Source organism: Staphylococcus hominis subsp. hominis (genome assembly GCF_002901845.1).
In the GTDB taxonomy this organism is placed as follows: Bacteria; Bacillota; Bacilli; order Staphylococcales; family Staphylococcaceae; genus Staphylococcus; species Staphylococcus hominis.
This window is the reverse complement of sequence record NZ_PPQE01000025.1, coordinates 312,377-324,703: the sequence shown is the minus strand read 5'-3', so window position 1 is coordinate 324,703 and position 12,327 is coordinate 312,377. Positions and strand designations below refer to the sequence as shown.

General features: G+C 30.7%; 24 protein-coding genes. 9 read left to right on the top strand and 15 right to left on the bottom strand.

Annotated features, from left to right (window positions below):
- Positions 1-3: 3 nt before the first annotated feature.
- From CD034_RS03195 to CD034_RS03165, 9 genes are all read right to left on the bottom strand, one after another.
- On the bottom strand, positions 4-237 hold the full coding sequence (locus CD034_RS03195) for a DUF3269 family protein (RefSeq protein WP_053022116.1): 234 nt from the start codon (positions 235-237) through the stop codon (positions 4-6).
- A complete protein-coding gene (locus CD034_RS11175) occupies positions 237-398 on the bottom strand; it encodes a hypothetical protein (protein ID WP_172457911.1) in 162 nt (53 codons plus the stop codon). Before CD034_RS11175 ends, CD034_RS03195 begins: the two co-directional genes overlap by 1 nt.
- On the bottom strand, positions 395-1,183 hold the full coding sequence (locus CD034_RS03190; RefSeq protein ID WP_103288120.1) for an ATP-binding protein: 789 nt from the start codon (positions 1,181-1,183) through the stop codon (positions 395-397). Before CD034_RS03190 ends, CD034_RS11175 begins: the two co-directional genes overlap by 4 nt.
- Before the next feature lie 11 nt (positions 1,184-1,194).
- On the bottom strand, positions 1,195-2,016 hold the full coding sequence (locus CD034_RS03185) for a DnaD domain protein (protein ID WP_103288119.1): 822 nt from the start codon (positions 2,014-2,016) through the stop codon (positions 1,195-1,197).
- Between the two features lie 13 nt (positions 2,017-2,029).
- Entirely contained in the window at positions 2,030-2,707 is a 678-nt protein-coding gene (locus CD034_RS03180; RefSeq protein ID WP_103288118.1) for a putative HNHc nuclease, read from the bottom strand.
- 11 nt (positions 2,708-2,718) lie between these two features.
- Complete coding sequence (gene ssb, locus CD034_RS03175) at positions 2,719-3,147, bottom strand: single-stranded DNA-binding protein (RefSeq protein WP_103288117.1); 429 nt, start codon at positions 3,145-3,147, stop codon at positions 2,719-2,721.
- Between the two features lie 17 nt (positions 3,148-3,164).
- Positions 3,165-3,410 carry a hypothetical protein gene (locus tag CD034_RS03170; protein WP_103288116.1) on the bottom strand — a complete coding sequence of 82 codons (246 nt, stop codon included), beginning with the start codon at positions 3,408-3,410 and terminating at the stop codon, positions 3,165-3,167.
- A 76-nt stretch (positions 3,411-3,486) separates the two neighbouring features.
- Entirely contained in the window at positions 3,487-3,660 is a 174-nt protein-coding gene (locus CD034_RS11090; protein WP_115354519.1) for a DUF1270 family protein, read from the bottom strand.
- A 34-nt stretch (positions 3,661-3,694) separates the two neighbouring features.
- Complete coding sequence (locus CD034_RS03165; RefSeq protein WP_172457912.1) at positions 3,695-3,997, bottom strand: DUF771 domain-containing protein; 303 nt, start codon at positions 3,995-3,997, stop codon at positions 3,695-3,697.
- Between the two features lie 64 nt (positions 3,998-4,061).
- On the opposite strand from CD034_RS03165, the gene CD034_RS03160 reads away from it, so the two are divergent.
- Positions 4,062-4,910 carry a DUF4393 domain-containing protein gene (locus CD034_RS03160; protein ID WP_103288114.1) on the top strand — a complete coding sequence of 283 codons (849 nt, stop codon included), beginning with the start codon at positions 4,062-4,064 and terminating at the stop codon, positions 4,908-4,910.
- Positions 4,911-5,027: 117 nt separating this feature from the next.
- On the opposite strand, the gene CD034_RS11170 is transcribed toward CD034_RS03160, so the two are convergent.
- Together CD034_RS11170 and CD034_RS11165 are read right to left on the bottom strand one after the other, a co-directional pair.
- Positions 5,028-5,174, bottom strand: a complete 147-nt coding sequence (locus CD034_RS11170) for a hypothetical protein (protein ID WP_172457913.1) — start codon at positions 5,172-5,174, stop codon at positions 5,028-5,030.
- A 36-nt stretch (positions 5,175-5,210) separates the two neighbouring features.
- Complete coding sequence (locus CD034_RS11165; RefSeq protein WP_172457914.1) at positions 5,211-5,375, bottom strand: hypothetical protein; 165 nt, start codon at positions 5,373-5,375, stop codon at positions 5,211-5,213.
- A 56-nt stretch (positions 5,376-5,431) separates the two neighbouring features.
- Between CD034_RS11165 and CD034_RS03155 the strand changes: the two genes are divergently transcribed.
- Positions 5,432-5,635, top strand: a complete 204-nt coding sequence (locus CD034_RS03155) for a hypothetical protein (RefSeq protein ID WP_103288113.1) — start codon at positions 5,432-5,434, stop codon at positions 5,633-5,635.
- Here CD034_RS03155 and CD034_RS11160 read toward each other — a convergent pair.
- Genes CD034_RS11160 through CD034_RS03145 form a run of 3 tightly spaced genes read right to left on the bottom strand, consistent with a single transcriptional unit; the run spans position 5,616 to position 6,826 of the window.
- Entirely contained in the window at positions 5,616-5,777 is a 162-nt protein-coding gene (locus CD034_RS11160; RefSeq protein WP_172457915.1) for a hypothetical protein, read from the bottom strand. The two genes, CD034_RS03155 and CD034_RS11160, sit on opposite strands and share 20 nt — an antisense overlap.
- Before the next feature lie 12 nt (positions 5,778-5,789).
- The gene (locus CD034_RS03150; RefSeq protein ID WP_103288112.1) at positions 5,790-6,560 is read right to left on the bottom strand and encodes a phage antirepressor; all 771 of its coding nucleotides are present in this window, start codon (positions 6,558-6,560) and stop codon (positions 5,790-5,792) included.
- Between the two features lie 20 nt (positions 6,561-6,580).
- Complete coding sequence (locus CD034_RS03145) at positions 6,581-6,826, bottom strand: helix-turn-helix domain-containing protein (RefSeq protein ID WP_103288111.1); 246 nt, start codon at positions 6,824-6,826, stop codon at positions 6,581-6,583.
- 177 nt (positions 6,827-7,003) lie between these two features.
- Here CD034_RS03145 and CD034_RS03140 point away from each other — a divergent pair, with 177 nt between their 5' ends.
- The 5 genes from CD034_RS03140 to CD034_RS03120 all read left to right on the top strand — a co-directional run bounded on the left by CD034_RS03140 (position 7,004) and on the right by CD034_RS03120 (position 10,111).
- Positions 7,004-7,339 carry a helix-turn-helix domain-containing protein gene (locus CD034_RS03140; RefSeq protein ID WP_103288110.1) on the top strand — a complete coding sequence of 112 codons (336 nt, stop codon included), beginning with the start codon at positions 7,004-7,006 and terminating at the stop codon, positions 7,337-7,339.
- A 12-nt stretch (positions 7,340-7,351) separates the two neighbouring features.
- Positions 7,352-7,816, top strand: a complete 465-nt coding sequence (locus CD034_RS03135; RefSeq protein ID WP_103288109.1) for an ImmA/IrrE family metallo-endopeptidase — start codon at positions 7,352-7,354, stop codon at positions 7,814-7,816.
- A 51-nt stretch (positions 7,817-7,867) separates the two neighbouring features.
- Positions 7,868-8,269, top strand: coding sequence for a sporulation protein (locus tag CD034_RS03130; RefSeq protein WP_070671798.1), 402 nt, complete (start codon positions 7,868-7,870; stop codon positions 8,267-8,269).
- Between the two features lie 56 nt (positions 8,270-8,325).
- On the top strand, positions 8,326-8,937 hold the full coding sequence (locus tag CD034_RS03125) for a hypothetical protein (protein WP_103288108.1): 612 nt from the start codon (positions 8,326-8,328) through the stop codon (positions 8,935-8,937).
- Positions 8,938-9,049: 112 nt separating this feature from the next.
- A complete protein-coding gene (locus tag CD034_RS03120; RefSeq protein WP_070548387.1) occupies positions 9,050-10,111 on the top strand; it encodes a site-specific integrase in 1,062 nt (353 codons plus the stop codon).
- Positions 10,112-10,284: 173 nt separating this feature from the next.
- Here the strand turns inward: CD034_RS03120 and lplA are convergent, their stop codons facing one another.
- A complete protein-coding gene (gene lplA / locus CD034_RS03115) occupies positions 10,285-11,274 on the bottom strand; it encodes a lipoate--protein ligase (RefSeq protein ID WP_002455519.1) in 990 nt (329 codons plus the stop codon).
- Positions 11,275-11,462: 188 nt separating this feature from the next.
- Here lplA and CD034_RS03110 point away from each other — a divergent pair, with 188 nt between their 5' ends.
- Together CD034_RS03110 and CD034_RS03105 are read left to right on the top strand one after the other, a co-directional pair.
- A complete protein-coding gene (locus CD034_RS03110; RefSeq protein WP_002448045.1) occupies positions 11,463-11,639 on the top strand; it encodes a YkvS family protein in 177 nt (58 codons plus the stop codon).
- A 15-nt stretch (positions 11,640-11,654) separates the two neighbouring features.
- Positions 11,655-12,257 (top strand): CPBP family glutamic-type intramembrane protease, encoded by a 603-nt coding sequence (locus CD034_RS03105; RefSeq protein ID WP_002448227.1) that lies wholly within the window; start codon positions 11,655-11,657, stop codon positions 12,255-12,257.
- Positions 12,258-12,327 lie beyond the last annotated feature (70 nt).

The window sequence follows — 12,327 nt, the reverse complement described above, 5'->3', positions numbered from 1 at the left end:
CACCTAAAATAGTTTGAGTTGAGTGTTCAGTTCTTCTTTTCTGTATAACTTGTGCTTTCTTTTAAGTTTTTCTAATTCTTTTTTGCTTACATTACCTTTAAAGATATTTCGATAATACATACCTGCTAAATTTCCTAGGTTATACAAATCATCATTTAAAGGAATGACGCTGCACATTTCCCAACCATCACTGGCATAGAGAATATATTTATGTTTAACGCCTTCTATAACACCCATTACATAACCTCCATAACTGCAGGTCTTGTGTTTTTTTCATTCAACTTTCTAATGAATGTTTTATATGCTTTATCTTCATCACCATTAGCATCATCAATCAGCTTTTGTGCATATGTTGGTGATACTTCTAAATACTTCTGTATATCTTCAACAGTAATCATAGGGTTTTAACTCCTTTCATTCGGTAGTCATCACCATAAACTTTAATAATTGTTGTGTTCTTTAAAGCTCGACTAAAGTTCTTTCCAAAGTCTTTATTTTTTGAAAGTTCTTCTGCACTATTATTTGTTGTGAGAATATTATGTTTGCCTTGTCTCATATTCATCACATCAAAGAGTTTCTGATTTCCGAATTGACTAACCGTCGTACCATAATCATCAAGTGCTAATAAATCCACATTTTTAATAATTTGATCAAGTTGTCTTTCATTAAGGTTGCTATCTTTATTGAATGTATCTCTATAAGCTGTAATCAGTTGTGGCACATCCATAAACAGTGCAGTAAAACCTTTGTCTTTAACTTCTTTAACAATTGACATAGCGATATGTGATTTACCTAGTCCATAAGTTCCTTGCAGCAGTAATGACTGTTTATTATCTAAACTAAAGTTATCTGCATACCGCTTCGCATGTTTTAGTAGTTTCTCTTGACTTTCATTTCTAGGTTCATAATTCTCGAAAGAAGCGGACAATAAGTCTTCAGGTATGATTGAGTTTTTAAAAACCTTTTCTATCTCGAGACGTTTAATTTTGTTTTTATATCTATTAGTTTGTTCTTTGGCCATTTGTTTAATTTTGCAATCGCATCCTATTTTTTCTTCTTGGCCATTATCGAACTTTACATAGTCGTAAAGATTGCCACAGTGAGGACAACGTATGTCATTCTCTTGTTCAATGATTTTACTTTTAGTTTTGATATTGAAGTTCAATTCATTAAAACCTTTCATGGCCAACCTCCTTAAAACAAATCACTATATTGAGAGTTATCATAATCTTTCTCTATAGCTTGATTGTTATTTTTTATTCGTTCTTTCTTACGTGCTTCAACATCTTCAATGGATTTAATATTGTTTTCATACCAGTTTTTTAGTATTTGATTTACATAGTTCCATTTATAAACATTGTTTTCAGCAGCTTCTTTTAATGCTCTAATTACAATGTCTTCACCATTAGCTCCGAAGTCATTTATCCATGCATTAACTTGATCTACAATGACTGGTCTCAAAATGCCAAAGCCGTTTTCCTGATAAAAATTAAACACTGAAGGTGGCTGTGGTGGTTGAGTAGCACTTGTGCTACTACTGCTGTTATTATTAGTATTTTTATTTTTAGTACTATCATTATTAGTTCTATTATTATTAGTAGTGTGCGATTTTCCGTCGTTGGATTTTCCGACGTCGGTTTTTCCGTCGTTGGATTTTCCAACGTTGGATTTTCGCATGTGGATAGATTCTTTTTCATCCACATTTGATTTTCGAATGTGGGTAGGTTGTTCATATACTTCGTATTCATATCCTTGCATTCGTCCTTTATCATCACGTTTTCTTTTACGTTTGATATAACCCGCTTCTTCTAATTGTTTTAATCCACTCTTCAAGCTGCTTAGTTTATCACTCGTATGTTTTATTAATTCTGTTTCATAAATTTGCCAATCGTCTGGACGACTTAGTAAATAAAGAAGTATGCCTTTCGCTTTCCAACTTAGTGATGCATCATGAATAAATGCTTTGTGAACAGTTACAAACTCTCCACTCTCTTTAAAAACTCTAAACGTAGCCATTTCAATGCTCCTTTCATGATTGATTTAATTTTTTGCCTTTAAGTAAACGATTCAGTCTTTGATCTACATCCACCCAACTATTAGTAAGTGAATATTTTTTATTAAAACTATGAATGCCCATAGTATGCTGTTCTCTGTGATGTATTGGACATAAAGCTAAAACTTTATTACTTGTGTGTTCTATCTTCCGTCTGTTACGTCCACGACCAACTGCTTGATAATGTGCTAGTTCTGCTCGCTTACCACAAATCACACACTGACGATTGACTGTAGCCCAATAGAGCATAGCTTTATCACCTTTAAGCAAACTACTCGTTTTAATTGTGAATGTAATGTTGTTGAAAAACATCCAGTCAATAATGGCTTCAATGATTTGTGATGCTTGTTTTTTAGTACAATTCGATAAAGAAATCTCTTTTTCATATCCATACAACACTCTGATATATTCTTGGAACATATAGCGCATGTAATCTCTAGGTTGACCAATATCAATCTCTATATCGTTACATAATGCAAATATTTTCTTTCTTTGCTTATCAGTAATCTTCTTTGTATCAATACTTCTTACTTCAATAGGTAATGCTATTCCGTTATCTATAAGCTGCAGTTCATCTTGTGTTAGTTGAACATCATTAATAACTGCAGTTATCGTTCCGTTATCGTTTCTTTGATAACCTATAATTTTTGACATAGTTTATTGCCTTAGAACGGTAAATCTTCATCACCAATATCAATCGGCCCATTTGCATTTTGGAATGGATTATTACCTACTGGTTGATCATTGCCTTTAGATGATTGGCCACTCTTGCTATTTTTTGGCTCTAAGAAATGAACATTATCTGCCACCACTTCGGTTACAAATACTCTACGTCCTTCTTGATTTTCATAACTTCTTGATTGCAAGCGTCCATCAATGCCAGCTAAGTTACCTTTAAACAAAAACTTGTTAACGTTCTCTGCCTGTCTTCTAAATACTACACAGTTAATAAAATCCGCTTCTCTTTCTCCATTTGCATTAGTGAACGTTCTGTTAATAGCTAAAGTAAATGTCGCTACTGCTACCCCTGAAGGTGTTACACGATATTCAGGATCTTTTGTTAGCCTTCCTACTAACGTTGCTCTATTAATCAAATAAATCTCTCCTTAACTTAGTTAGCTTTATAGCTAATAACTTCGTTGTAATTTGTTTCTAACGTTTTATAATTAACTTCTAAATCTGCTATGATTTTCGATTTATTATCATTTTGTCTGTGTAATTCTGATATATATTCCAAAGCATTTTCTAATTGGTTGTTTGCATGTTCGAGTTGAACAGTTAAATTTTCTACTTTAGATGACTTTAATAAAAGATTACGTAGTTCACTTTGTGGAATACTTACATATGGTTCTTGCACATTTACGCCTCCCGTTGTAAGATGAAATTAATTGTTTAATGACTTTTCTTCGACTGTTTGCTATTGGTAGTAGCATTCAGTCTTTTTTTAATTTCTCGAATTCTTTATCGAAATAGAGAAACGTTGTTACTGCTGCAAATAATGAAATACCTAGGGCATGCATGATGTAGAATTGCGCAGTCATTAGTATGATTGAAACTAATGTGAATATTAGAATTGCAACGATAAAGGCTGCTTCTGAACACGACATCTATATCACCTCCTTTTAGTGATTTTATTTTTGATTAACCGTTATAAATTTCTTTTTTAAAATCTTTCAAGAACTTCCGCATTAATTCAGCATCAAAATAATGTGATGAACTTCCACCTTGCCCTTCAAACCAAATATCATTTTCTTTTAAATATTTATTGAATCTAGGCACTTCTAATATTCTTTTAAATATTAGATATCTACTCAATTTAGATTCTTGAATGAGATCTTCCATTGTCCAAGTAACAGGCAGTGTTTTACTAATTAACTTTTCAAGTTCTACTTTAGGTATCAGTACATGTGTAGCTGGTATTTCCACTGTTAGTATTTGGTTCATTTTGAATGCTCCTTTCATGTATAATTTAGTTATCGCTATTGCGACAAAAGGGGGTGTAGTAATAATGGATCCTATAATTGGTAAAGGTTTAGACAAAATTATTGAAGGTGCTGCTGATGGCCCTATTAAAACCTTAAATACTACATGGGATTTAATATTTGGTGGCTATCATAATTGGGTGGCTAAAAAACAATATAAGCGTCAACAAGATTTAGAAAACTTTAAAGCTAATATTGAAGCCAAAGTAAAAAATATACCTAGAGATAACTTAAAAGAACCTGAACTTTCAATAATTGGTCCAGCAATAGAGAGTTCAAAATTCTACATTAGTGAAGAAAATATTAGAGAACTTTTTTCTAATTTAATTGCTGCTGCTATGGATGATAGTAAAACAAATGAAATACATCATTCATTCGTTGAATTAATAAAACAAATGTCTCCTAAAGATGCCGTTTTATTCAAATCCCTTTGTAATCGAGATGCAATTCCTGCTGTTAGGTATAAAGCAGTACAAGGTAATAATTTAGGAATGAAATTTTTATCAGATGTTGTAATAAATAATTCTCCATTAACTATTGCTGATACAGAGATTGCATTGAATAACCTTGAAAGAATTGGTTTATTAAAAATTGACATTGGGACTAACTATTACACTGATAAAAGGCATTATAATGATTTTTTTAGTTATGAATTTATCGATAAATTTACGAAGCAATATGAAAAAAATAAACATGATGATTACAGAAATATCTTATATTTAATTAATCTTTTTGGTGTCGATGCATTAGCTAGTCGTAGAAATGTATCTACTGAAAAAATTTATAACTTTCTAAAACCAGCTTGTATTGAATTCGATAAAGGAATGATAGAAATAACTGCTTTTGGTAAAGCGTTTATCCACTGCTGTTTCTAGTGTATTGAAAAAGGTTTTCCTATAGCTTTTTTATAATTTCTAGCACTTCTAATCTCCTCCACCAAGATGACGATTAGGAGTGCTATTTTTAGTTTTTTTAGCATGGTTATACCTCCTTTACTTGTTTAATTTAAAAATGTATTCTCCATGTGAAATAATGCGACTTCCGTTTTTATCAACAGCTAGTTCGATTGTTTTCAAATCTTGAGCCTCATTCTTCTCACTGCCATGAGTATTTTGAGTTTTTTTTATTCCTTCGTTCATTGTTATGCCTCCTTTACTTATGTTTTTAAACACTATTTATTTTTCTGCTTGTTTCCATTCTCTAAATTTGCTTGCTCTTAAATCGCTAGAAACACCTGAAAATTCTGTTTGAATAGGTTTTGAATATTTTTCTATTTTTGAAATTTTCCATAATATAGTTGCTGTTACAAAAACTAATGCTACTTTGTATAAAAAGTTCATTGTTATTCCTCTTTCTGTATAATGTAGTTATCCCTTATCGAAGGGAGGTGTTATCTATGGCTAAAAAGTCAAATGTTTCTATTGATTTTGATAAAAAACAATTTGATAAAGATTTTCGAAAAGCTTTGGATAAACAATTAGCTAAATTTGATAAGAAAATGAAATGTCCAGCATGTGATAAAAAAGTGACATTCAAATTCAGAAATTATAAAGCTAATTGTCCGAAGTGTGGGGTCGAAATTACTCTAAATCGAAAGTAAGTTTAAATTGATCTAATTTATCAAAATCATCTTTTAAAACTGCAATGTCTTTTTGAATTGTCTCCAGCAATTCATCTAGTTCATTGCGGTTTGTTATGTTGACTTTTAATTCAATTCTGTTTTTCTTTTTGCGTTTGAACATTACAAGTCCTCCTTAATTTACTTGTTCGATTGTTGGTAAAATATCGTTATCTTTCAGTAAGTTGTATAAGAAAATACGACCTTTTTGTGTCCATTTCGTATGCAATTTAAAATCTTCTGTTCCGTCTTTTTTAGTGTATTTATGAGGTTCTGAAGACGTGTAACCTTTGTCATGATATTTTGCATATAATAACCATTGTCCTGATTGTTTAAATTGCACCTTTAAATCATGAAGTATCTTATTTAAAGCTTGCGCTGACATTCCATAGTCTTTTGCAATCGCATTTACAGTAATGAGCTTTTTACTTTTTAAGATTTGATCATAGTAATCTGCTTTTGGTTTTAACTCTCCCACTTGTTGTTGCAGTAGTAAGTTATACTCTTTTTCTTTCTTATATTCTGTGAGTACGTTGATAATGTAGTCTGGATCACGTAGTGTTTGTTCAATTACATTGTCTGTCGCGTAGATACCATGTTTACGAATAGCTGGTAAAACTTCTGATGTTACCCAACGTTTGAAACGTTTCGCACTTTCTAACTTGCTTGAGAAGATTAAGCTATAAAGACCACTTTCGTTGATGATAGTTTGATTTCTATTTTGACCTGCCGTAACGATTCGTGACGTTAGCTTATCTTCTTCATCGACATGATCTAATAAAGCTTTTCTAGAATTTGAATAGCCTAAAATATCTGCTACATCTTTTCCTACAAAATATGGTTCACCGTCAATATTTATTGTTCTTACTGGTAATTCTTCAAAATTAAAAGTTTGTAATTCATTCATTTTTTATTTCCTCCTTGTTTTTAGCTTGTTACTTTTTCTTTTCGTCTCAATTTTGAGACATTAGGATTAAAAAAATAATCATCCATACTAATATCTAAAACATCACAAATAGCACTAGCTTCATCAATCGTAAAATTGCTCTTGTTTTTATTGATTTTTTGACTAAATCTTGCAGGCGTCATTCCAATCATACACGCTACTTCCTTATGAGAATATTTACTTTCATCAATAAAGTTTCTGAGTTTTTGATAACGCTTAGTCTTCAATTTTTCTCACCTCTTTCGTCTCATTTATGAGATTACACTAAGAACTATACACGCTTATATTTTTAGTGTCAACAAATAAATTTCATTTTTGAGAAATAAATTTGTAAAATACGTTGCATTTTTGGGAACAAACTTATATAATAAGTTTGTAAATTACAAATCAAGGAGAAAAAAACAATGACAAAATTTTCGGATAACCTTTCTAACCTTAGAAAAGCTAATAATTATTCTCTAAAAGAATTAAGTGACAGATTAAATTCAAAGTACAACGTTAAGTTTTCAAAAGCATCAATTGATAGATGGGAAAAAGGAACAACAAGTCCTTCTATGGAACACGCTAGTGCTTTATCTGATTTCTTTGGAGTGTCTTTAGATGAATTAAGTGGCCGTGAGGAATTAGTGGTTGAAGAAAAGCCTAATCATTTAGCAGCACATCTTGATGGTGATTTAACAGAGGAAGAATGGCAAGAAATTCTTGATTACGCTGAATACATAAGAAGTAAAAGAAAATAAAGGGTGTTTTATGTGGGGAAATATGAGGATATGTTAATTGAACATGACTATATTGAAGTCATTGAATGTGATAACTTACCTAAAAGGTTATCTGGCTTGTGGCTTGGAGATATGATTTTAATTAATCGTAACTTGCCTATTACTTCCAAACTTGAAACACTTGCAGAGGAACTTGCTCATAACGAACTTACATATGGAAATATAGTTGATCAAAGTAGTTTTAATCATAGAAAATTTGAAGGTTATGCACGTAGGTTAGCCTATGAAAAGTTAGTCCCTCTTAAAGATATTGTAAAAGCATTCTTGCAAGGCATACATAACTTATATGAACTTGCTAATTTTTTTGAAGTTACAGAGAGTTTTGTACTACAAAGTATTGAACATTATAAACAGAAATTCGGCCACTCAACTCGTTGTGGCAAATACGTTATTCAGTTTGAGCCGTTGAGGGTTTATAAGTTGCATAAAATTGATTAGTGTTATGGTAATTGTTTAATTAAAATATTTAATCAGAAAGGATTTGGTTCTATGTTTGAAAATCTTCTTGCTTCTATTGGAATAAACTCTGTGAAGGTTGAAACTTTAGTAAAAAATAAAAGTATTCATAGTAATGATACTTTGGAAGGAATTGTAAGAATAGAGGGTGGTAATTCTTCTCAAACTATTAACAAAATTTCATTAACTTTAGTAGAAAGATATGAAAATCCTGATAAAAAGAGTCAATTTCCTGTTTTAGAAAATGAATTACAAACATTTACATTACACACAAATGTTGAATTAAAAGAACACCATACAATAACAGAAGAATTCAAATTTAATATTTATGAATATGAATTTAAAAGCGAACCAAAACATTTAATATTAAAAACACATGCATATGTAGGTTATTCAGTTGATGCTTATGATGAAGATAAAATTGTTTTCAAATAAGAAATTGATATTTGTATAAAATCTTATTATTAAAAATAAATCAAAGGAGATATATAATGAAAAGGTTTTTAGCTTTAATTTTTAGTAGCGCTTTAATCTTAGGTGCTTGTGGCAACAACGACACTTCTAATAATGATTCTGATACTAAATCGGAAAGTAAAACTGAAAAGAAATCAGAAGATAAAAAAGATAATAAATCCAAAGAGGATAAAAAGTCTAAAGAAGAAAAGAAATCTCAAGAAAATGAAGATAGCAAGTCTACACAAGAAAACAACTCTACCGAAGAACAAAACACACAAGAAACTGCTACAAATGAACAAGTTCAATCTCAACAACAGACACAGCAAACACAACGAGCTGCAACTCAAGAGCGACAACAAGCTCAACAAAATAGCGAATACGATAGTACTAAACACAGTGATGAATACAATGCTAGTCATCCGGTTTCAACTGATGATGATTGGACACCTGAAATGATTGAAGAAAATGAGCGACTAAATAAAGAAATGGAAGCAAACGCTAAAGTAGCTAAAGAAAATGGGTATACAGGTATTCCTAACGGTGATGTTGGAGGAGTTCCTACTCCTGACAAGTATTATTCTGATGATCAATTAGACCCTGATACAGGATTACCTATGGAAGATGCAGTTCCGCATGATGTTGAATAATTTTTAGGGTAGTCCACCTACCCTTATTATTTTTTAACTAAAATAACGAACATACGTTCTTTAAGGAGGTGAGTTTTTAATACAATCATCATTTTAGAAAGGAAGGAAAATTATGTCTGTAAAAAAAATCAATAGCACTTGGACTTATGACTTTCAATATAATGGTAAGAGATACAGAAAAAGAGGTTTTAGAACTAAAAGAGATGCTTCACAAGCTGAAAAAGAATTATATATTGATTTGAGTAGAGGTGGCCAATTAGCAGATGATATTACTTTTATAGAATACTTTGAAAGATGGATAAAAGTTAATAAAGTAGATAGAGTGTCTCAGTCTACGCTAAATAGATATTATAGTGCTTTAAATGTCTTTGAAGAAAAATTCGGCTCTATTCTTATCAAAGATGTTAGCCAATTAGGTTATAGAGAAATGCTTAAAGAATATGCTGAAGGTCAATTTATTGGTGGTCGAAAAGAAGGTAGAACAAAAGAAAGCGTAAAAAAACTTAATAATTGTTTCTCTCAAGCTTTTAAAGACGCATTAAATGAAAGACTTATTTATAAAGATCCAACTTGGAATGCGCCAATATATGAGAAAAAAGCAGCAATGAGTGAAAAACAAAAGTATTTATCTTTAAAAGATTATCAACTGTTAAAACAGACCGCTTCAACTAAATCACATTTATCATACCTAGCAATTTATATTCTAATTGCGACTGGCGCAAGATTTGGAGAAGTTCAGAAACTCAAAAGAATGGATATTAATAAGAGTAAGAATACTATTCATTTAAGAGGAACTAAAACAAAATCAGCTGATCGTTATGTGACAATTACTTCTAAAGATATGAAACACATAATAGAAGTAATCAATTCTAGACCACTTCATAAAGATGGATATATATTTAATACTGGTGTTTCACTCATCACTAATAAAGCAGTGACAACTGCAATGAGAAATATTCTGGCCAAACATGAATTAAAAAGTGACTATGGACTTCACTCATTACGACATACTCACGCTTCCATGTTATTAGGCCATGGGTTTAGTATACAATATGTTAGTAAAAGACTTGGCCATGCCAACATAGAAATTACATGGCGAGTGTATAGTCATTTACTAGATGAAATGAAGTTACAAGAAGATGAAATGTTAGATTCAAAACTCTCTTTTTTCTAAGGTATCTTAAACCGACAACAAGTCGACAACGAAGTGCTTAAAAACGCCTATTTAAAGGCAACAGACATTCCCTCCGTTTCCGTCATTTAACTCTTTACTTTTTAAGTAAAGAGTTTTTTTATATAAAAAAAGAGCCATTGTTTCTACAATTTGACTCCTCTTTTATATTGAAACTAATACGCCATTAATTTCAATATACTGTCTTTATCAATATCACCAAAGTAATGATAAAAGTCATAGTCTTCCATTACTTCTTTTATATGAGTATAATCGTGTAATGTTCCTACTAAAGCATCTTCTAATTCATTGACATTTCCTTCTCCAAAGAAATCGCCAAAGATTTTAGCATGTTCAATTTTTCCTTTTTTGACATCAAATTTAACTTGAATGAATCCTTTTTCAAACTTCTCGTCCCGTTCAAAATTATATTTAGGATTTTTACCATAATTCCAATCCCAAGTACGATATTTTTCATTGCTTAATTGCTTAATATTGTTCCAATCTTCTTTCGTTAAATGATATTCCTCTACTTCATGCTCACCAAAGATGGTTTTTAAAATAATTTGCTTAAATTGATCAATTGTAATAGAGTCATCTAAAAATTCTTCAATATTTGCTACGCGTTTACGTACAGACTTCACACCTTTAGATTGAATTTTTTTAGGGTTCACTTTTAAAGCGTTTTGTACTTCTTCTAAATCGCTATTTAGCATTAATGTACCATGACTAAACATACGATTTTTAACCTTAACCATAGCATTTCCGGAAATTTTAGCTGCGCCTACTTGAATGTCATTACGGCCTGTCATTTCTGCATCTACACCCATAGATTGTAAAGCTTGAACAATAGGCTCAGTGAATTTCTTAAAGTTATGAAAACTGTTACCATCATCACTCGTTACAAAGCTAAAATTCAAATTTCCTTTATCATGATACACAGCTCCTCCTCCAGAAATTCGTCGTACAACATGAATATGATGATCATCTATATACTGTTTATTAACTTCTTCAATTGTATTTTGATTTTTACCTACAATGATTGAGGGTTCATTAACATAAAATAAAAAGTAACTATCATCTGCAGGTAAATGTTTAAGTACATATTCTTCCATAGCTAGGTTAATTGTAGGGTCAGTAATATTATTATTACTTACAAATTTCATAGTACTCACCTTTCTCTTTCTTTTAAAATTTAATAATGCAATACATCATCCATTATCGATTGTTTAACTTAATTATGGCATTATTTTCAAAAATAATATAATATTTTCTAATTTTAGTATATATTTGTTTATTTGTAGTGTAAATTTTAGTACAATATAGTCTAGCTATGATTTGAGGAGGACTCGAAATGACTGTTGCAGAAGTTGGAAATATTGTAGAATTTTATGACGGTTTAAGAGGCCGTGTTGAAAAAATTAATGATAATTCAGTTATTGTTGATTTGACAATTATGGAAAATTTTAATGAACTAGATTTACCTGAAAAAACAGTTATTAATCACAAACGATATAAAATCGTTGAATAAGAAGGTTAATATTAAATGAAAAATACATCTAAACCCTTAATTTGGTTTGTTGCAAGTTTTATTGTATTTCATCTCATCTTATTTATAATGTGGGGAGAACATCAAGAATATTGGTATTTATATACTGGTATAATGTTAATTGCTGGCATTAGTTATGTATTTTATCAACGGGATATCACATCAAAACGTCTATTAACCTCTATTGGTGTGGGAGTAATCACAGGTGTTGTATTAGTGATAATACAACTTATATTTTCACTTATATCGTCACAAATTACTTATACCGAATTAATTAAAGAATTATCAAGAACGGGTGTATATTTTAAATGGCAAATGTTAATTACTATCTTATTTGTCATTCCTTGTCATGAGTTATACATGCGTGCTGTCTTACAAAAAGAGTTAAATAAATTCAGACTACCTCGCTGGATAACAATTTTAATACCTGCATTATGTTCTAGTTCTTTATTTATCTATCTTGATAAATGGTGGATTGTTATTTTTATCTTTATAGCTCAAGTCATATTATCATTGAGTTATCAGTATACAAGACGTATTGTTACATCGTCTTTAGGTCAAATTGTTGCCATCATTTTATTACTTATTTTTCATGGATAAAAACCTTTTCTTAGTTGCTAAAACTAAGAAAAGGTTTTTTGATTGGTATCACGATTCATTTCAATAACGA